Source organism: Halobaculum marinum, assembly GCF_029338555.1.
Classification (GTDB): Archaea; Halobacteriota; Halobacteria; order Halobacteriales; family Haloferacaceae; genus Halobaculum; species Halobaculum marinum.
Genome location: NZ_CP119989.1, coordinates 818,538 through 837,294 on the forward strand (window position 1 = coordinate 818,538; position 18,757 = coordinate 837,294).

Annotated in this window: 21 protein-coding genes and 1 tRNA gene; 13 read left to right on the forward strand and 9 right to left on the reverse strand. The window is 70.6% G+C overall.

Annotated elements, in window-relative coordinates:
- Positions 1-67: 67 nt before the first annotated feature.
- Entirely contained in the window at positions 68-2,557 is a 2,490-nt protein-coding gene (locus tag P0R32_RS04285; RefSeq protein ID WP_276238718.1) for a bacterio-opsin activator domain-containing protein, read from the reverse strand.
- Positions 2,558-2,782: 225 nt separating this feature from the next.
- On the reverse strand, positions 2,783-3,787 hold the full coding sequence (locus P0R32_RS04290; protein WP_276238719.1) for a terpene synthase family protein: 1,005 nt from the start codon (positions 3,785-3,787) through the stop codon (positions 2,783-2,785).
- Positions 3,788-4,127: 340 nt separating this feature from the next.
- On the opposite strand from P0R32_RS04290, the gene P0R32_RS04295 reads away from it, so the two are divergent.
- Positions 4,128-4,742, forward strand: a complete 615-nt coding sequence (locus tag P0R32_RS04295) for a translation initiation factor IF-2 subunit beta (protein ID WP_276238720.1) — start codon at positions 4,128-4,130, stop codon at positions 4,740-4,742.
- Positions 4,743-4,845: 103 nt separating this feature from the next.
- A complete protein-coding gene (locus tag P0R32_RS04300; RefSeq protein WP_276238721.1) occupies positions 4,846-5,091 on the forward strand; it encodes a DUF7385 family protein in 246 nt (81 codons plus the stop codon).
- Positions 5,092-5,124: 33 nt separating this feature from the next.
- Here the strand turns inward: P0R32_RS04300 and P0R32_RS04305 are convergent, their stop codons facing one another.
- The 5 genes from P0R32_RS04305 to P0R32_RS04325 form a co-directional block, all read right to left on the reverse strand.
- A complete protein-coding gene (locus P0R32_RS04305) occupies positions 5,125-6,096 on the reverse strand; it encodes a D-2-hydroxyacid dehydrogenase (protein WP_276238722.1) in 972 nt (323 codons plus the stop codon).
- A gap of 63 nt (positions 6,097-6,159) precedes the next feature.
- Positions 6,160-6,576 (reverse strand): peptide-methionine (R)-S-oxide reductase MsrB, encoded by a 417-nt coding sequence (gene msrB, locus P0R32_RS04310; protein ID WP_276238723.1) that lies wholly within the window; start codon positions 6,574-6,576, stop codon positions 6,160-6,162.
- A 141-nt stretch (positions 6,577-6,717) separates the two neighbouring features.
- On the reverse strand, positions 6,718-7,497 hold the full coding sequence (locus P0R32_RS04315) for an aldo/keto reductase (protein WP_276238724.1): 780 nt from the start codon (positions 7,495-7,497) through the stop codon (positions 6,718-6,720).
- 377 nt (positions 7,498-7,874) lie between these two features.
- Positions 7,875-8,537, reverse strand: a complete 663-nt coding sequence (locus P0R32_RS04320; RefSeq protein ID WP_276238725.1) for a bacterio-opsin activator domain-containing protein — start codon at positions 8,535-8,537, stop codon at positions 7,875-7,877.
- 146 nt (positions 8,538-8,683) lie between these two features.
- Positions 8,684-9,340 (reverse strand): HAD family hydrolase, encoded by a 657-nt coding sequence (locus P0R32_RS04325; RefSeq protein WP_276238726.1) that lies wholly within the window; start codon positions 9,338-9,340, stop codon positions 8,684-8,686.
- A gap of 99 nt (positions 9,341-9,439) precedes the next feature.
- On the opposite strand from P0R32_RS04325, the gene P0R32_RS04330 reads away from it, so the two are divergent.
- From P0R32_RS04330 to P0R32_RS04360, 7 genes are all read left to right on the forward strand, one after another.
- On the forward strand, positions 9,440-10,486 hold the full coding sequence (locus P0R32_RS04330) for an NAD(P)/FAD-dependent oxidoreductase (protein WP_276238727.1): 1,047 nt from the start codon (positions 9,440-9,442) through the stop codon (positions 10,484-10,486).
- An 80-nt stretch (positions 10,487-10,566) separates the two neighbouring features.
- Positions 10,567-11,589: a beta-ribofuranosylaminobenzene 5'-phosphate synthase family protein gene (locus tag P0R32_RS04335; protein ID WP_276238728.1), complete on the forward strand. Its 1,023-nt coding sequence runs from the start codon at positions 10,567-10,569 to the stop codon at positions 11,587-11,589.
- A gap of 245 nt (positions 11,590-11,834) precedes the next feature.
- Positions 11,835-12,671: an RAD55 family ATPase gene (locus P0R32_RS04340; RefSeq protein WP_276238729.1), complete on the forward strand. Its 837-nt coding sequence runs from the start codon at positions 11,835-11,837 to the stop codon at positions 12,669-12,671.
- Positions 12,672-12,775: 104 nt separating this feature from the next.
- Positions 12,776-13,618, forward strand: coding sequence for a CopG family transcriptional regulator (locus tag P0R32_RS04345; RefSeq protein WP_276238730.1), 843 nt, complete (start codon positions 12,776-12,778; stop codon positions 13,616-13,618).
- A complete protein-coding gene (locus P0R32_RS04350) occupies positions 13,615-14,241 on the forward strand; it encodes a DUF8135 domain-containing protein (protein WP_276238731.1) in 627 nt (208 codons plus the stop codon). The genes P0R32_RS04345 and P0R32_RS04350 overlap by 4 nt, the downstream gene beginning before the upstream one ends.
- 31 nt (positions 14,242-14,272) lie before the next feature.
- Positions 14,273-14,596 (forward strand): transcription factor S, encoded by a 324-nt coding sequence (locus tag P0R32_RS04355; RefSeq protein WP_276238732.1) that lies wholly within the window; start codon positions 14,273-14,275, stop codon positions 14,594-14,596.
- A 36-nt stretch (positions 14,597-14,632) separates the two neighbouring features.
- Positions 14,633-15,079 (forward strand): hypothetical protein, encoded by a 447-nt coding sequence (locus P0R32_RS04360; RefSeq protein WP_276238733.1) that lies wholly within the window; start codon positions 14,633-14,635, stop codon positions 15,077-15,079.
- Here P0R32_RS04360 and P0R32_RS04365 read toward each other — a convergent pair.
- Positions 15,062-15,658: a dienelactone hydrolase family protein gene (locus tag P0R32_RS04365; protein ID WP_276238734.1), complete on the reverse strand. Its 597-nt coding sequence runs from the start codon at positions 15,656-15,658 to the stop codon at positions 15,062-15,064. The two genes, P0R32_RS04360 and P0R32_RS04365, sit on opposite strands and share 18 nt — an antisense overlap.
- 91 nt (positions 15,659-15,749) lie before the next feature.
- Here P0R32_RS04365 and P0R32_RS04370 point away from each other — a divergent pair, with 91 nt between their 5' ends.
- Positions 15,750-16,577, forward strand: a complete 828-nt coding sequence (locus P0R32_RS04370; protein WP_276238735.1) for a PspA/IM30 family protein — start codon at positions 15,750-15,752, stop codon at positions 16,575-16,577.
- Positions 16,578-16,619: 42 nt separating this feature from the next.
- On the opposite strand, the gene P0R32_RS04375 is transcribed toward P0R32_RS04370, so the two are convergent.
- Positions 16,620-17,624 (reverse strand): DUF7972 family membrane protein, encoded by a 1,005-nt coding sequence (locus P0R32_RS04375; RefSeq protein WP_390218791.1) that lies wholly within the window; start codon positions 17,622-17,624, stop codon positions 16,620-16,622.
- A 164-nt stretch (positions 17,625-17,788) separates the two neighbouring features.
- Here P0R32_RS04375 and P0R32_RS04380 point away from each other — a divergent pair, with 164 nt between their 5' ends.
- The 3 genes from P0R32_RS04380 to P0R32_RS04390 all read left to right on the forward strand — a co-directional run bounded on the left by P0R32_RS04380 (position 17,789) and on the right by P0R32_RS04390 (position 18,617).
- A complete protein-coding gene (locus P0R32_RS04380; protein ID WP_276238736.1) occupies positions 17,789-18,130 on the forward strand; it encodes a ferredoxin in 342 nt (113 codons plus the stop codon).
- 42 nt (positions 18,131-18,172) lie between these two features.
- Positions 18,173-18,257 (forward strand) — tRNA-Leu (locus P0R32_RS04385).
- Positions 18,258-18,428: 171 nt separating this feature from the next.
- Positions 18,429-18,617, forward strand: a complete 189-nt coding sequence (locus P0R32_RS04390; RefSeq protein ID WP_276238737.1) for a DUF8015 family protein — start codon at positions 18,429-18,431, stop codon at positions 18,615-18,617.
- Positions 18,618-18,757: the final 140 nt, after the last annotated feature.

The window sequence follows — 18,757 nt, forward strand, 5'->3', positions numbered from 1 at the left end:
TTCCCCGTACAGCGGCCCCCACCATGGAGCGTCTAGCTACGTGTATATCGACTCCTTCGACGGGGGGCTATGTGTGTACCCCCCCGCCCGTCCGCTCCTCGTCGAGGAGGAGCGTGAGGAGTTTGCGCTCGCAGGCGCGGAGGTGGCGGTTGACGGTCGGCTGAGAGACGCCGAGGGCGTCCGCGACCTCCTGTCCGGTGCTCTCGCGGGGCCACTCGTAGAACCCTCGCAGGTAGGCGACGCGCAGCACCTCCAACTGCCGGTCGGTCAGGCGGCGCTCGACCTCGTTGCGGAACTCCGCGGAGGTCCGCGCGGGTCGCTCGCTGGCCGTCTTCGAGACGAGTTCGGCCTCGGGGAACCGCGACCGGACGGTCGACATGAACCGCCGGACGTCCGCGCCGTCGGGGACCGCCACCTCGAAGCGCACCTCGTCGGTCGTCGCCTCGACGGACCGAACCACGGCGCCGCGGTCGACGACCGCGCTCAGCACCGTCGGTCCGACGACGACCGCCTCGACCAGACAGCTGTCGTCGCGCTGGGCGACAACGTCGAGCGACTCGACGACGACCGACCCCTCTGCGGCGTCGCGCAGGGCACCGGGGTCCACGTCGGTCGCGACGAAGAACACGCGAACGGCGTCCTCGGCCTGCGGGACGACGCCCTCGACCTCGATGGCGCCACTCGCCTCGCGGGCGAACCAGCCGAGCACGTCGTCTGCGGCGTCGACCCGGAACCCGAGGACCGTCTGCGTGTCCGTCAGCAGGGCGCGTCTGGTCTCTGCGGCGTTCATCGCGTTCGCGATCGTCTCGCCCAACTCCGCGAACACCGCCGTCAACTCGTCGAACGTCCCGGGGCTGGTCGCGTACACCGCGAGCACGCCGTAGCCGATGCCGTCGTGGACGAGCGGCACCGCGATCGCCGACCGGAAGCCGCGGGCGAGTGCCGCCTTCCGCCACGGTTCGCCGTCGAGCCCCGCCGCGACGTCTGCGACGACGACCGACTCGCCAGTCTTCGCCGCGACCGCCCCAGGCTCGCACGCGTCCACCGTCGAGCGGTCGACGTCGTCGAGGTAGCGGGGGTCGTCGCCCGCCCAGGACCGAGGTTCGATCCCCCCGTCTGCGGCGGGGTCGGGCTCGCCGAACCAGGCGAACGCGAACCGATCGGAGGCGACGACGCGGTCGCAGACGGCGTCGCCGATGTCGTCGATCGACCCCGCCTCCACGAGCGTCTGGTCGATCTCGCGGATCATCGTGTTGAGTTCGTCGAGCCGGCGGAGACGGCGGTTCTGCCGTTCGAGTCGGTCGTCCCGTCTGTGCACCTCTCGCTCGCGGTCGAGTCGCGCCAGCGCCTCCTCGGCACTCGCGGCCAGCAGTCCCACGAGCGTCTCGGTGTCGTCGTCGATGACGGTCAGGTCGTCGACGGCCACGGCGAACACGCCGTGGTCGCCGAGCGGGACGCACAGCCCACAGTCGATCGGGAGTCCCGACGCCCGGTCGTCGTCGCCGACGCCGACGACCGCGGGTTCGTTCTCGACGAACACGCGCCAGGGGAGAGTGCCGTCTGGCTCCAGCGGCTGGATCGACTCGTCGAACCCCCCTTCGTCGCCGGCGACGGCGCTCGGGCACAGGGCGGTCGCCTCCGGGTCGACGAGGTAGATAGCGGCGCCGGCCACGTCGAGCACGTCGACGGCGGTGTCGACGATCAGTCGCGTCACGTCGGGACGAGACTCGACGGCGAGCAGTCCCCGGGTCGAGTCGTGGAGCGCACGGAGCGTCCGCTCGGACTGCTTGCGGTCGGAGATGTCGCGCACCACGCCGAGTTGGCCGTAGCTGTCGTCGCCGAACGGGTACAGCGAGAACCGCGTCTCTATCGGGAGCGTCGTGCCGTCCTTCGCGACGATCTCGGAGGTGATCGTCGCCGCCTCCCTGTCGCTGTTGAGCATCTCGATGCTCGCGGCCGCTGCCTGCGTGAGCAGGTCCTCGCCGGCCAACAGCGACGCGTGCTCGCCGACCAGTTCCTCGCGCCCGTAGCCGGTCATCGAGACGATTTCCTCGTTGATGTCCGTGACCGTGAAGTTCTGGTCGAGGATGTAGATGCCGTCGTCGACGGTCTCGATGATCCGCTTGTAGCGCGCCAACTCCGCCTCTCGCTCGGTGGCGTCCCTGACGATTCCGACGGCGACCGCGGCGCCGTCGACCTCGGTCGCCGAGAACGAGGCCGACAGCCAGCGCCGGTCGTCGTCCGTGCCCGGCGCGGGCACGTCGAACACGGCGTCGTCGAGGGCCACCGGCCCGGCGTCGGCGAGTCGCTCGGCGGGGCCGTCGCCGATCGGTCCCGCTGGAACCGCCGTCGACAGCGGGCGCCCCACGATTGCCTCGATCGGCCGGTCGAGCGCGCGTGCGAGCGCCGCGTTCGCGTACACGACCGTCCCCGACGCGTCGGCCGCGAGCACACCCTCCGTGAGCGCGTCGACCGCACACCGGAAGAACTCGTCGTCGATCTCACCGTCTGTCCCCCCGCCGGCCGCCGGACGGGTGGCCGGGTCGCTCTCTCGCATCGCCGAGGGTTGTTCCAGCGGTCTGAAAAGGATACGTCCGAGGTACTCCCCGGATACGACCCGGGTGTCTCCGGAGTGCGACCGTCGCGCATGGCCGTCACTCGGATCGGCGCTCGGGTGGTTCCCGGTTCGGGTCGCCGTGACGAGCGGACGGGTCACGTGAGGCGTCCGTGCGGAGCGTCCCCCGCGTAGGACGCGCTTACCGGGCGACGCCGTGGTGGCCGCTCACTTGTACCCCTCGCTCGCGAGGTGGTGGTCCATGACGGTCTCCATCCCCTCGATGAAGGCGTCGAGGTCGACACTGTCGGCCGCCAGTCCCCGCTCGTCGACCTTCCGACGGAGGTGGTGCCACTCGGCGAGGAACACCTCCTCGACGTTGCGGGCCTTGATCCGGTCGACCGCGGTGGAGTCGCCGTCCGCGCAGGCCGCCGCCAACTCCTCGCGCGTGACGATACCGTTGCGGAGCGCGTACACGACGACGCCCGCGGTGTAGTCGCCCTCGTACACCTCGCGCTCCCACGTCGTGAGCCAGTTCCCGATGCGGGCCATCCGCTGGAGGTCCCAGATCAGCTCTCGGACCACGCCGAACTCCCCGGCGTCGAAGTCGGGCGAGTGCATCACGTCGACGTCCGCGTACGGGAACATCACCATGTTGTGGGAGTCGTAGTGGGTCGCCCCGCCGAGGTTCGCCATCGCCAGGTGGTCGTTGAGCACCCGCGAGTACTCCATCGCGTTGAGCGACTGGCGGAGGTCGTACCGGAACACGTCTTCGAACTCCTCGTACCGCGGCGCCGTCGCGAGTCGGCGTCGAATATCCGTCCACAACTCGGTGGCGAACTCGACGACGGCGTCGTCGCCGTCACGTTCGCCGTCGTCGCCGACCGTCGGCCGCCGACCGCTCCCGTCGGCGTGTCGAACCGCGGCCCGGACTCGCTCGAACGTCTCGGCGTCGCCGTCGCGCTCGGCGACGTCGTCGAGCAGCGTGATGAACACCGTGAACAGAGTCTTCGTCGTCCGGGCGGTCTCCATGTGCTCGTCTGGGACAGACGACAGGGTGAACGCCGGGAACAGGCCGTAGATCCACTTCCACAGGAAGCGGTCGCGTTCGCCGCCGACCGACTCGTACGCCTCGACGGCGTCGAGCACGGCGTCGGGCAGCGTGACGGCCTTGATGGTCTCCTCGTACGATGCGGTTCCGGACTGGGTGGAGGGCTCGGACTCGACCGACATCACCGCTCACCCCGCGTCCGCGGACGCGGCCCGGGGTCGACGGCCGGCCCGTGCCGGTCCGCCCCTCGCGGTAGTTCGGACATACTCGGCGAAACCCGCGCCTACCTGAATACCGTTTTGTCGGCATCGATCCATCGTACGGTCCAACCGGCACCGACTGGCCACCCGATGGCGACATCCGACCGGCGAGGGCGGTGCGTCCGTTCATGCGGTTGGGACGGCGGGTGTCCCGGCGGTTACCGACCGCCGAACTGCCGTCGTCGCGCTGTCGGCCGATCTCGGCGAATCACGGTACTGACTCTCTCGGAAGCCCTATACGTGAAACTCCCCTCCACCGCCTATGAACTACGCCGACGCGCTCGACCGAGCCTACGACGAGTTACCCGAGACACCCGCCGACGCCGGCGACCGCCTGCAGGTGCCCGACCCCGAGGGGCAGACCGACGGGGCGTTCACGCGCCTGACGAACCTCTCGAACATCGCCGACGCACTCTCCCGTGACCCAGAGCACCTCCACAGCGCAATCCAGCGCCAACTCGGGACGAACGGCCAGTACGAGGACGGCGTCGCCCGCTACAACGGGTCGTTCTCCATCGCCGACTTCGACGGCGCCATCGACGAGTACGTCGCCGAGTTCGTCACCTGCTCGGAGTGTGGCCTCCCCGACACCGTGCTCAAGACCGAGGACGGCGTCCGGATGCTCCGCTGTCAGGCGTGTGGTGCGTTCCGCCCGGTCCAGAAGCGCTCGTCGGCCGCCTCCCAGCACTCGCAGGGCCCCGCCATCGAGGAGGGCAAGACGTACGAACTGGAGATCACCGGCACCGGTCGCAAGGGCGACGGCGTCGCCGAGAAGGGCAAGTTCACCGTGTTCGTCTCCGGCGCCCAGGAGGGCCAGACGGTCCAGGCGTACGTCCACAACATCTCGGGCAACCTCGCGTTCGCCCGCCTGACGTAAGCGCACCCGCTCGACCAGCGCGCCGCAGTTCTCGCCGCGGCCCGGCTCTCACCGCTGACAGCCGGGACCGAAGCTACTTCCCCCCAAGCGACGGCGTCCGGGTATGTCGCGGATCGACCTCTCGGACGGCTTCGACGTGCACGACTACCGTCGCAAACTGAAACTGCTCCGGCAGGACGCCGGGTCGATGTCGCTGGCGAACCGCGAGGGACTCGGGTGCCCCGCCTGCGGCGCCGAGTTCGACCGGCTGTTCGTCAGCGACGACGAGACGGTGACGTTCGACTCCGCGCCGAACGGCCCGGTCTGTCTCGCCCGCACCGACGAACGACTGCTCGTATTGACCCACTGACACCGGGACCCCGACCCGCGCCCACGTCACCGCTCACAGCACGCGGTTTCGCAGTTCGGTGTCGTCTCCGTCGGCCAGCGCCCGGTAGTTCTCCGCGAGGATGTCGGCCCACCGCTCGGGCTTGTGTGGCGTGTTCCCGGCCACGTGCGGCGTGATGATCGTGTTCGACAGGTCCCACAGCCGCGAGTCCTGCGGCAGCGGCTCTTCCTCGAACACGTCGAGGGCGGCGCCGCGGATCAGGTGCGAGCGGAGTGCGCCGACGAGCGCCTTCTGGTCGCACACCTCGCCGCGGGCGACGTTGACGAGCACGCCGTCGCCGCCCAGCAGGCGCAACTCGTCGCCGCCGATCAGGCCCTCGGTCTCGTCGGTGAGCGGGCACGCGAGCACGAGGTAGTCGGCGGCGAGACACACCTCGTGGAGGGCGTCCGGCGTGCGCGCCTCGTCGACGACGGCGGGCATCGTGTCGAGGTCACGCTTCACGCCCCACACGTCCATCCCGAAGGCAGTCGCCAACTCGGCGACACGGGTGCCGATGGCGCCGACGCCGACGACGCCGACCGTCTTCCCACGCAACTCGCCGCCCTCGCGGCGCTCCCACCGGTGCTCGGCCTGCTGGCGCCCGAGCGCGTGGAGGTTCCGCTCGAAACTCAGCAGGTAGCCGAGCACCTGCTCGCCGATGGGTTCGGCGTGGACACCCGCCGCGTTCGTGAGCGCGACGCCGCGCTCGCGGAGGTCGTCGAGCGGGAGGTAGTCGGTGCCCGAGGACAGCGCCTGCACCCACCGGAGGGAGTCGGCGCGGTCGAGCAGACCGTCCGGGAGTCGCCCGAGGACGAGGCCGTCGGCGTCGGCGACGTGTTCGTCTGTCTCGGCGGGCGTCGCGGCGGCGACGACGCGGTCGGCGGGGAGGCCGCGGTCGAGCAGGCGGTCGCGGAGGTCGGCGCCGCGGTCGGGACCGACGGTGTGACAGAACAGCAGCGTCGGCGCGTCGGCGTCGCTGGCGGTCATACCGACGCGTCGGTGGGTCGCGAGAAAAGCGCGGCGGTGAGGGTGGATCCGTGGGTGGGGCGACTACTCCTCGGGTTCGAAGTCGATGGCGACGGAGTTGATGCAGAAGCGCTCGCCCGTCGGTTCGGGGCCGTCCTGGAACACGTGGCCGAGGTGGCCGTCGCAGGTGTTGCACCGCACCTCGACGCGGGTCATCCCGTGGCTGTGGTCGTCCAGCAGGCGCACCTTCGACTCGTCGGCGGCGTAGAAACTGGGCCACCCACACCCGGAGTCGTACTTCGTCTCCGACTCGAAGATGACGGTGCCACAGCCCGCACACTTGTACAGGCCGTCGTCGTTCCGGTCCACGTGTTCGCCGGAGAAGCGCGCCTCCGTCCCCTGTTCGCGGAGGATGCGGTACTCCTCGTCCGTCAGTCGTTCGCGCCACTCCTCGTCGGTCTCGGGGAGGTCCTCGGGCGTCTGCTCGGCGGAGTCACTCATACCCTATCGTGGGCGCCGCAGACGCATGAACCCACGCCTGTCGTGTGTGGGGCCGAGCGAAGCGAGGCCCCGGCCCGAGCGGGGAGCGGAGCGACCCGCGAGGCGTCACGGTCGCCGGCGTCGACGCCACACCGCCTCGCGTTACTCCGGGAACAGTTCCTGCTCGCGGTCGATGGCGTCGATGCGGGCCACGTCCTCGTCGTCGAGGTCGAGGTCGGCCGCCGCGAGGTTCGCCCGCAGGTGCGCCTCGCTCGACGCCTTCGGGATGGTGACGACCCCCTCCTTCCCGGTGACCCACGCGATGCTCACGGCCTCCGGCGTGGTGTCGTGTTTCTCGGCGACCGCGCACACGGGGTCGAGGTCGCGGACGCGCCCGCCCGCCAGCGGGGAGTACGCGACCAGCGTGTAGCCGTGGTCGACGGCGTGCGCCCGCAGTTCCGGACGACGGAACAGCGGGTGGAACTCCGTCTGGTGGGCCGCCAGGGGAGCGTCCAGCAGGTCGATGGCTTCGTCGAGTTCCGCTCGCTCGAAGTTCGAGACGCCCACGTGCCGGACGAGGCCGTCGTCGACGAGGGCGTCGTACTCGGCGAGGGTGCCGGCGGGGTCGTAGCCGCCCTTCGGGCGGTGGACGTACAGGAGGTCGACCGTCCGCAGGCCGAGCGCCTCCAGACTCGCCTCCGTCGACGGGCGGACGTCGACGGGTGCGAGGCGGTCGATCCACGTCTTGGTCGCGACCGTCACAGCCGCGCGGTCGACGCCGCTCCGGGCGAGGCCGGCGCCGACGGTCGCCTCGTTGCCGTACACCTGCGCGGTGTCGAGGTGGCGATAGCCGAGGTCGAGCGCGGTCGCGACCGCGCGGGCGCCGTCGTCGCCGTCGAGGCCCATCGTCCCGAGTCCGACGGACGGGAGGTCGAGTGTCATACCGTGGGTTCGAGGGTCGCAGTCAAATGGTCGGCGGTCGGCCCCCGGTGGTCGGTGGCGGTCGGTGCCGGCGGGCGGTCGCACCCGACCTCGCGGCGGTCCGCGGGGTCGGTCGCGGCGCTCGTCGAGTGGGTCACGAACGAACCAGACGCGGAGGGGGGGACGTGCTGTAGTTGGGGTGGGCCCCGGACGACCGGTGGAGTGGTGATGGTCGGGCGGGGCGGGGTCCCCACGGCGCCGCTGGTGCCGGCGCCGCGGGGGGTGATGCCGGGTCGACCGACGACGTGCAGTCCCCCTCCGGCCGTCGGTCTGTCTGCTCGCTCACGCGGCGGGCGTGTGTCGGTTGGCGTTGACACGACAACCCGTTTATCCGACACTCACCCGCGAACGAGGGTCGTCTCCACGAGCGCGTCGAGGCCGCGACCGATCCGTCGCGAGACGGCCTGCTCGGAGACGCCGAGTCGGTCGCTGAGGTCCGACAGGGTGGCGCCGCGAGGACGCTTGAAGTAGCCCGCGTCCTGTGCGGTGACCAACGTCTCGCGCTGGACCGCCGTGAGGCCGAAGTCGTCGCCCTCGTTGGAACTGGCGTCCTCCGCGACGGAGACGACGCGCGTCACGTCGATTGGGATACCCCGCTCGTGGCACTGCCGCTGGAACGGCGCGGTGGCTCCCGGACCGTCGAACCGGAGGCCGAACCGCCAGACGCCGCCTTCGAGCGTCGCGTCCAACAGCGCCGCCCGTGACTCGATGATCGTCGCCAGCAGACACTGGTCGTCGGTCCACTCGGCGCGGTAGAGTCGACGGCCGTCGACCGACTCCAGACAGTCGATGGCGGCGATGGCCGGGTCGCGCTCGGCGGCGGCCTCGAACCCGTCGTCGGTCGACTCGACCCAGAAGAACGGCAGCGGGGTGTCGTCCACCGGCACGACCTGGTCGAGCGTCACCCGAAGCTCCGGGTCGCGGGTGGCGGCGGCGTCGAACGCGAACGACTCCGTCGGCAGCGTGAACGACACGAGTACGGGCACTTGCGGCTTCGACACACCCCCCTCGGATAGTTCTGTGGGTGCGATGACGACGGATACTACCCCGAATCGCTCCGGGACCGGCCCGGCGACGGTGTGGGAGTGGCGCGTCCACGACGCGTCCACGACGCGGTGACGGCGCGGGACCGTGGTCGGGCGGGCCCTCAGTAACAGATCGCCTGTAGGTCGGTGAGTCCGTCGATGTCGTAGGTGGGCGTGACCGACAGGTCCCAGTCCTCGCGGTGGGGGCGGCGGATGAACGCCGAGTCGATGCCGGCGTTGTCCGCGGCCTCGATGTCCGACTCGTTGTCGCCGACGAACAGCGCCGTGTCGGCGTCGAGGTCGGCGAGCGCGCGGTCGATGTAGTGGCTGTTGGGCTTCTTCAGTTCGAGGCTCTCGATGGTCGGCTCGCGCCCGTAGGCGGTGTCGAACAGGTCCGCGACGCCGAAGTGGTCGAGCAGGAACTCGACAGTCTCGTGTTGGTTCGAGGAGACGATACCCATCGGCGTCGAGAGGTCCCGGAGCACGTCGATGTCGTCGTACAGGCGCTTGTTGCCCGCGTGGACCTCGCGGCGCTGAGCCTCGAACGCCGTGCGGTCGCGCATCGCCCAGAACTCCCGCGGCGTGAGGTCGTAGGTGTCACACACCTCTTCGACCTGTCGCGGAGAGACGCCGACGACCATCGACTCGACGTGGTCGGGGTCCGGGTCTGCCACCGAGAGCGCGTCGAAGGCGTCCCACGCGGCCTCGTGGAGGACGTCGTAGCTCGTACGCCCCACGAGGACCCCGTCGTTGTCGAACACGATCGCGTCGTACACCATTGCCCGTACTGACGCCGCATCGGGGATAAGGGTTTCACACGCCCCCGCCCCGCTGTGCCGCCCACAAGCGATACGGCGCCGCCGCCCGTGACACGGACGATGGCACACATCGGTATCGTCGGCGCCGGCGTCGCGGGCGCCGGCGCGGCGTACGCGCTCCGGGAGACGGCCCACGACATGACGCTGCTGGAGAAGTCCCGCGGCGTCGGCGGGCGAGCGGCCACGCGCCGGCGGAACGACTGTCGGTACGACCACGGCGCCAACTACGTGAAAGACGCCGACGACCGCACGCTCGACCTGCTGCACGAGTTGGGCGAGGAGGGCCTCGTCGACGTCGAGGAGCCGGTGTGGACGTTCGGCGTCGACGGTCAGATCGAACCGAGCAACCGACAGGAGAGTCACAAGTTCACCTGGACCGCGGGGATCACCCAACTCGCCAAGCGACTGCTCGCCGAGACCGACGCCGAGGTGCGCAAGACGACGCGGGCGGCCTCCCTCGCCCGTGACGACGAGGGCGAAACTTGGACGGTCACCGACACCGACGGCGACGAGCACGGCCCGTTCGACGCGCTCCTCTTGACCCCGCCGGCACCACAGACGGCGGACCTCCTCGCGGCGACCGAGTGGGTCGACGACGACGGCGCGCTCGACGAACTGCACGAGGCGGTCGCGGCGACCGAGTTCCGGACGATTCGCACGCTCGTCCTCCACTACGACTTTGCAGTCGACCGCCCGTGGTACGCCGCCGTCGACGTCGACAAGGAGCACGACGTCGGCTGGGTCGCGCGCGAGGAGTGCAAAGACGGGCACGTCCCCGACGGCGAGAGCCTGCTGATCGTCCAGATGGGGCCCGAGTGGTCGACCGAACACTACGACGACCCGCTAGAGGAGGCCGCAGACGCCGTCGCGGGTCGCGTGGCCGACCTCGTGGGCGACGACCGCCTGACGGACCCCGACTGGGTCGACGACCAGGGGTGGCGCTACGCGCTCCCCGACACATCGCTCGACCCCGACGCCGATGCGGTCGACCCGGCCGCCGACGCGGGACTGTACCTCGCGGGCGACTGGGTCGCCGGCGAGGGGCGCGTCCACCGCGCGCTGTGGAACGGCGTCGAGGTCGGCGAACGGGTCGGGGACTCGCTGTAGCGCGTCGCCCAACCCCCGTCAGTATCGTCCGCTGTCGAAACCGACTCCCCCGTCTCCCACCACCCACGAGCAGAGACACGATGCCGACCGACGCCGACCCGTCCGACCACGCCGCGTCCGCCCCCCGCGCCGTCACGGTCGAGTCCGGCGCGCGGCTCCACTTCGGCTTCGGCAACCTCTCGCTGGCCCACGAGCGCCTGTACGGTGCCGCCGGCGTCGCGCTCGCCGAGCCGCGGGTCCGGATCACGGTCGCGCCGGCTGAGACGGTCGCCAGCGAGCACGACGCCGTCGAACGCTACGCGGCACGCGCGACCGACCTGTTCGGCGTCCCGGGCGCGCGAGTGACGGTCCACGAGGAACTGCCGCGGCACATGGGCCTGGGGAGCGGGACGCAACTCGCGCTCGCGACGCTCGCGGGCGTCGCCGAGGCGTACGGCCACGACCCCGCGGTTCGGGCGTACGCCCCCGAACTGGGCCGCGGCGGGCGCTCGGGCGTCGGCGTCGCGGCGTTCGAGACGGGCGGGTTCGCACTCGACGCGGGTCACCCGACGGGCCGGTTCACCACCGACCGGCCGGCCGACGGGGATTGGACGGTGCCCGCGGTCGCGGCCCACCACGCGGTTCCCGACGACTGGCGGTTCCTGCTCGTCGTGCCCGACGTCGGCCCGGGCCGCTCGGGCGACGACGAGGACACCTCGATCCGGCGGACGGTGGAGGACGCCGACCCGGCGGTCGCCGACCGCGTGGCGGGCGTCGTCCAGCGGCGCCTCCTTCCGGCCGTGGCCGAGGGTGCCGCCGAGCGCTTCGGCGAGGCCGTCGCGGAGGTGGGGCGGCTCAACGGCGCGTGGTTCGCCGACGAGCAGGGCGGCGTCTACCGGCCCCCCGTCGGCGACGTGGTGGCCGCGCTCGACGAGGACCCGGCGGTGTACGGCGCCGGCCAGTCCTCGTGGGGCCCGACCGTCTACGGCGTCACCGACGCCGCGCGCGCCGACGCCGCCCGCGACGCCGGCGAGCGCGCACTCGTAGAGACTGGTGTCGATGGCGACGTGCGGGTGGTCGAACCGCGCAACGAGGGTGCGGCGATCCGACCCGTCGAAGACTGAGCCACGAACGCGGTGGCGCGTGCCGGCGGGCCGCTGTGCCCGCCGGACGCGCGCGAGGGGCGAGCGAGGAACGAGCATCGCGAGTGACGAGTGAGTCGGTTGGGGAGGGGGAGGCTGTCATGTGACGGTGCCTGTGACCGATCGGCTGGCGCGACAGACCACACCGGTAGGGCTCTCGCCGACCCCGACCCGGCTTCCATCGATCGACCCCGAACACCTAAGCACGGCCACGAGCAGGAACGTCCATGGACCGGATCCCGTTCGGCGTCGCCCAACTCGACACGGTGCTCGGCGGCGGCGCCCCGGAGGGTAGCGTCGTGCTCGTGGCGGGCGAGTCCGGCGCCGGCGCCCGCGCGTTCGCCTACACCAGCGCCGCGATGAACGCCCTCGCGCGGACCGACGACGACCTGTTCGACCTCTACTACGGCGAGCCCGCCGACGAGGCGACGGTGCCGCCGGAGGTGCACTACCTCTCGTTTACCACTGATCGCGACTACATCGAGCGGGAACTGCGCTACACGATGGCCGACGAGATCGTCGACGCCGCGATCGACGGGATCAGGGTGGCCGACCTCTCGCCGGAGTACTTCCAGCTGTCGTCGATCCCCCGCGAGTGGTACATGGGGACGACGAGTACGATCCGCGACCTCGGGAACGCGGGCAACCGCGACGGCGTGCTCTCGGCGCTGGGCGAGTACCTCACCGCCAACGCCGCGGGCAACCTCGTGGTGATCGACTCGATCACGGACCTCGTGGGCGCCTCGGGAGGCGAAATCGAGTGGAGCGACGTGGCGATGCTCGTGCGCGGCCTCGCGAAGGCCGTCCACTCGTGGGGTGGCCTACTACTCGCGCTCGTGAACACCGACACCCTCGACGACCGCCAGTTCGGCCAACTCATGGACGGCAGTGGTGGCACTCTCCAGTTCAACTGGGAGACGGGCGGCTCCAAGCGCGCCCGGACGATGGTCGTCCGGGAGTTCCGGGGCGTGCTCTCGCAGTTGGAGGCGGAGAACATCGTCCGCTTCGAGACGGAGATCCACGACGGCGGCCTCGACATCAGCGACGTGCGGAAGATCCGGTGACCGGTGGCGCCGCCGCGACCGACTGCCGTCACACCGCCGCCTCGCTACCGGTGTCGATAACCGGGCCGGTAGTATTTACCCGCCGGCTGGTTAGCCATCGGTAGATGGCCGGAGAGCAGGTCGAGGGGCTGCCGGGGGCGCTCCGCGAGTGGGTCGACTCTCGCGCCGAAGAGACGGGGCGCTCGCCCGACGAGGTGCTCGCGCGAGCGGTCACGCTGGCGCGCCTGCTCGACGAACACGACGACGACCTCCCCGACCCCGGAGCCGTCGCCGCCGACACCGGCGCCGACGCCGACGCCGACTCCGAGGACGCCGCACAGCGACTCGCCGACCTCGACGAGCGCGTCGCGGCGCTGGACGCCGAGTTGGACGAGAAGATCGACGACGTCCGCTCGCGCGTCATCCAGGTGAAGCGGGAGACGGACGCCAAGGCCGCGGCCGACCACGAGCACGCCGACCTCCGCGAGCGCGTAGAGTCGCTCGCCGAGGTCGCCGACGAGGTCGAAGCGCTGCGCGCGGACTTCGCGGACCTGCGGGAGACGTTCGAGGCCGGCTTCGCCAACTACGAGGAGGTGCTGGAGTACCTCACCGACACCGCCGACGACCACGACGCGAAGCTGTCGACCGTCGCGACCGTCCTCGCGGACCTGCGGACGCGTGTCTCGCGGGTCGAAGCCCGCGAGGAGCGCCGCCGCGCCGCCGCCGAGTTGCAAGCCGAGGCCAACCGGCTCGGCGTCGCCACCGCGGCCTGCGGCGCCTGCGCCTCGAAGGTACACCTGGGACTGTTGTCGGTGCCCGAGTGCCCCCACTGCGGCGAGCCGTTCGACGCCGTCGAGCCGAAGTCGGGGTTCTTCGGCTCCGCAACGCTCGCCGTCGGGAGTCGCCCCGCGCTGGAGGGTGAGACGGTCGAGGAGACTGCCCCCGAAGACGTGTTCGAGGACGTATGAGCGACGACGACCGTGCGGAGTCGACCCCGGAGGAGTCGCCCGCCGAGGAGTCACCCGCCGAGTCGGCTCGTACCGACTCGGACGGGGCGCCGTCGGTCGAGAACCCCTTCGCCGACGCCGACGGAGCTGACGATATCGATCCCGCAGACTCCGCCCCCGGCCCCGCCCCCAACCCCGATCCCGACGCGGACGACCGCGCCGACGCGCCGTTCGGCGACCTCGCGCGCACCGTCGCGGAGCGTCGCGAGCGACGCGAGGCGGCGACTGACCCGGAGCCGTTCGAGTCGGTCGAGGTCGGCGACGTCGACGAGGACGACCTCTGGGCGTCGCTCGCGACCGACGACGCCGGCGCGCCGGACCCGGACCCGACCGCCGCCGAGGCGGTGTCGTCGCCCGCGGACGACCGCCCCGAACACGTCGTCGACAAGCGCGAGTACTGCCAGCGGTGTCCGTTCCTTTCGGCGCCGCCGGTGGTCGCGTGCGAACACGAGGGGACCGACATCGCGGAGGTCGTCGACGCCGACCACTTCCGCGTGCGGGGCTGTCCGATGGCGACCGCCGACGGGAGTCCGGACTTCACGGCGGCGGTGGCCGCCGACGAACCCACCGGCGACGACGCGTAAGCCATACCGGGCGCGCCGCCGTAGTCCGACCATGCAGTTCTGTGACGACTGTGGCTCGATGATGCGCACCGAAGACGGGGTGATGGTGTGCGCCTCCTGCGGCGCGACCGCCGACCGCGACGAGGAGCGCGCCGCCCAGTTCGTCTCGACGGAGGAGCAAAGCGACGACGACGTCATCGAGACGGAGGAGGGTGCGAACTTCGAGGGGAAGCCCACCTCCGAGGACGTCGTCTGCGACGACTGCGGCCACACCGTCGCGTGGTACACGATCAAACAGACCGGCGCCGCCGACGAACCGCCGACGCGCTTCTTCAAATGTAAGGAGTGCGGCTACCGTTGGCGGGAGTACAACTGACGACGACTTTTTGACATCCGCCCGAGTGGCCCCGATGTGGCCCTCCAAGAACGCCTCGCAGATCGATTCAGGCCGTGGCATCTGCTGATGCTCGCGGTGTTCGTCGCCGGGGCGGGACTCTCGGCAGCCCGAAACGCACCGTTCCCGGCCGGCGTCGGGGTACCGGAACTCGTCCTGTTCACAATCGAGGGACTGTTCGGGCTCGTCATCTTCCAGTTCACCGTCGGGAACGTCTGGGCGGCGGCGGTCGAGTATCGCAACGCCGGCGGCTCGTGGCGCGACCTCCCGTTTCTCGCGCCGGTTGGTCTCGCGGGGGCCGCGGGCGCGACGCTGTACGCCGCCAGCGGGAACGTCGGCGTCGCCGCCAGCGTCGCCTTCTGGGTGTTCGTCGGTGCGACCGGCGTCATAGCGGTCGCCGTCAACGTCGTCGTCGGCTACACTGAAACTGCGTACGACGCCACCGCCTCACAGCACACCGAGTAACCACTCCCCCACCGCGTCGCCCACCTTCCCCGCCTGCCCGACGAAGAAGTGGTCTGCCGAGAACTCCACCGTCTCGAACCCCAACTCCTCCGCGCGCTCGACCACCGGCTTCCAGTCGGCGGTGTCGTCGCGCGTCGCGTACACCACCTGCGCGGGACAGTCGATGTCGGCCATCGCCGCGACGGCGTCCAGATCCGACGCGAGTCGCGCGGTCGGCGCGAGCGCGGAGACGGCGTCCACGTCGCCCTCGCTCCCCACCAGCAGCGCCACGCACCCGCCGAAACTGAAGCCGAACAGGCCGACGCGGTCGTACCGCTCGCGAGCCCACGCGACGGCGTTGCGCGCGTCGGCGCGCTCGCCGTACCCCTCGTCCCAGTCGCCGTAGTCGAACCGGAGGCAGTAGACGCCGCCGGCGGTGAGCACCTCCGAGACGGCGCGGAGGCGTTCGTCGCCGCGGTGGCCGCGGTGCTGGGGGTGGGGCGGGCACGCGACGACGCAGGCGTCGGCTCGCGCACCGTCGCTCGCACGGTCGAGGGAGGCGCGCACGTCGCGGCCCCCGGGGACGAGGACGTCTGTCATGTTCTCAGCTGTGGCCCTCGCGAGGAAAACGGTAGCGGGTGTTCCTCTCGGTCGGGTGAGATTTATACGGCCAGTTATCCTAGCCGGGGCTATGGGAATCCTCTCGCGCACCTCCTACGTCATCCGCTCGAAGATCAACGCGATCCTCAACCGGGCGGAGGACCCGACGGAGACGCTGGACTACAGTTACGAGCAGATGCGGGACGAACTCCAGCAGGTGAAACAGGGCATCGCCGACCTCACGACCCAGAAGAAGCGCCTGGAGATCCAGAAGCGCCGCCTGGAGGAGAACGTCGAGAAGCACAACGAGCAGGCCCGCGAGGCCGTCCAACAGGACCGCGAGGATCTGGCGCGCAAGGCGCTGGAGAAGAAGAAGTCCAAGATGAACCAGATCGAGGATCTGGAGGGTCAGATCGCCGAACTGCAGAACACGCAGGACCAACTGGTCGACAAGAAGGACCAACTCCAGAGTCGCATCGAGGAGTTCAAGACGAAGAAGGAGACGATGAAGGCGCGCTACGAGGCCGCCGAGGCGTCGTCGCGGGTGTCGGAGGCGATGTCCGGCGTCGGCGACGAGATGGCGGACGTGAGCCTCGCCATCGAGCGCGCGGAGTCGCGCACCGAGGAGATGGAGGCGCGCTCGATGGCGATGGACGAACTCGCCGACACCGGCGCGTTCGACGACGCCCTGTCGGACGAAGACGAGATCGACAAGGCGCTGTCGTCGGGGCGCACCGACCGCGAAGTCGACGCCGAGTTGGAGACGCTGCGTGCGGAACTCGGGAAGGCGCCGGCCGAGCCCGAGGGCGACGGCGAGGCAGAGGAGGCGGTCGACGCGACCGAGGAGGTCGCCGACGAGGAACTCGAGGCGGAGTTGGAGGAGATCAAACAGGAGGAGGACGCGGACGCCTCGAACTGACCAGGTCGCCGCAGTTCACACCGCCCCCTCGGTCCACCCGGGTCACTCCTCGGGTGCGGTCGTCTCGCGCAGCGTGAACGGACCGATCGAGAGCGTCCGCTTCGTCACGGTGGCGATGCGCAGGACGTACGACAACAAGATTGCGAACGGGAGCAACGCCACCACCGCGGCGGTGCTGACGACGAGCGGCCCCGCGAGGTAGACTCCGGTCGCGGGTGCGCCGGGAACGAGCGCACTGAGGTACAGCACCGACCCCGTCGCGACGGCGAGCGCGGGCACCGCCGACCACAGCACCGACCGCGAGAGGTCGACCAGTTCCCACTGGAAGTACAGCGTCTTGAAGTGCTCGCGGGCGGGGCCGAACAGTTCCAGCACGTCCGTCAGCGCCGACAGCGCGTCGTCTTGCTCGTCGGTGAGGTCGTGGTCGGCGCGAAGTCGCCGCGCCTCGTACAGTTTCCACGAGTAGTTGAAGTCGAGCGCCGCCGAGACGACCTCGAAGGTGCCGAACTGCGCGTCGTCGAGGCTGTCGCCGACCGTCTCGGCGTTCCCCCGGACGCTGTCGACGAGTCGCTCGGCATCGTCGGCGAGGTCCTCGTCGTCGGCGAGCGCCTCCTCCACGTCGTCGGCGCGCTGGCCGGCAGCGATCACGAGTTCGCGGAGGAACGCCGATGGCTCCGGTGGGGTCACCTCGCGACCGAGCGTGTCGGCAACGTCGCGCCGGAACTCGGTCGCCCCCTCCATCCGCTCGCGCTGGTCGCCGACGGCGCCCAACTCCTGTGAGAGCACGAGTTGGTTCAGCGTGAGCACGAGCGTGACACCGGTGATGATCCCGCCGAGGAGCGGTTGGAACGCCGTCTCGATGGGGTCGCCGTCGCTCAACAACGTCGCGGCGTCGGGGACGACGACGCCGGTCGCGACCAGCAAGACGAACACGACCGCCAGGAACCCGGCGGCGACGACTCTGCGGTCGGCGTCGACGAGGATCCGGAGTTTCAGCCGACTAGTGCCGGCGCGCTCGCGCATCGTGTCCTCCGGGGCGTCGCTCACTACTCCCTCGCTCGGGAGGTGGCCGAAAAAGGGCGACGGCCGTTTCGCCGCCGCCGGAACCGCCGGCGCGGGCGAGGCGTGTGTGGCCCGCGTCGGGCCTCCCCGACCCCGCGTCGGCACACTGCCACCGACAGACGAAAGACGCCCCGGTGGGAACTCCGGGTATGAGCGACCTCGACGCGGAGGTACAGACCGCCAGCGACTACGGCGGCGACGGCCCGCCGGTGGAGGAGAAGCCGTACAAGATCATCTTCGAGGCGAACGCCTGCTTCGGCGCGGGCAAGTGCGCCGAGGTGGCCGACAACTGGGAGATGGACATCGCCAGCGGGATGGCCAAGCCCAAGTCGTACTACATCGGCGAGGACGAGTTGGAAGAGAACATCCGCGCCGCCGAAGTGTGCCCCGCGAAGAAGGACGTCGGCTGTATCCACGTCGTCGACCGCCGGACGGACGAGGAACTGTCGCCGGACCCGCACGGCGACGGCACCCTGAGCGTCGACTGGTAGAACCGAAACCCACATCCGGGTGACGGGGGTACTGCCGAGCGCGCGGGGGTGGCTGAGCTTGGCCAAAGGCGGCGGACTTAAGATCCGCTCCCTCAGGGGTTCGAGGGTTCAAATCCCTTCCCCCGCACTCCGATTCGAACGATTCTGAGCGCCGCGAGTAGACGCCGCTGCCGCGGTCACGACACACGACCACCAGCGGTAGCTCCTGGGTCGGCCCGCCGTCGACGTTCTCCCCGTCGATTTGGACACCTCGGGCACGGGCACAAGATACACAACCCTCTAATGAGATGTAATTACCGTGCTCCCGACCGACGCACCGACCCGCCCGGACGCGCTACTCGCGCTCATCGCCGCGAGTCTCCTCGCCGCCGCGGTGGCGACGGCGGCGTTCGGCCTCCCGCTCCGGGTGACGGCACCAGCCGGGTCGGTCGTCGGGGCCGTCGCCATCGCCGACGGCGTGTTTCGGAACCCGCCGACCGCCGACTGACGGCGGCGCCGCTTCGCGCTCGATGGGACGACTCGAACAGTGCCTCAGCGACCGATTCTCGACACCAGTCCGACGACGACAGCGGTCGCTCGTCGGTGTGAAACGTCGGGCCGGACGCGCGCCGGTGAAAAGAGCGGCGC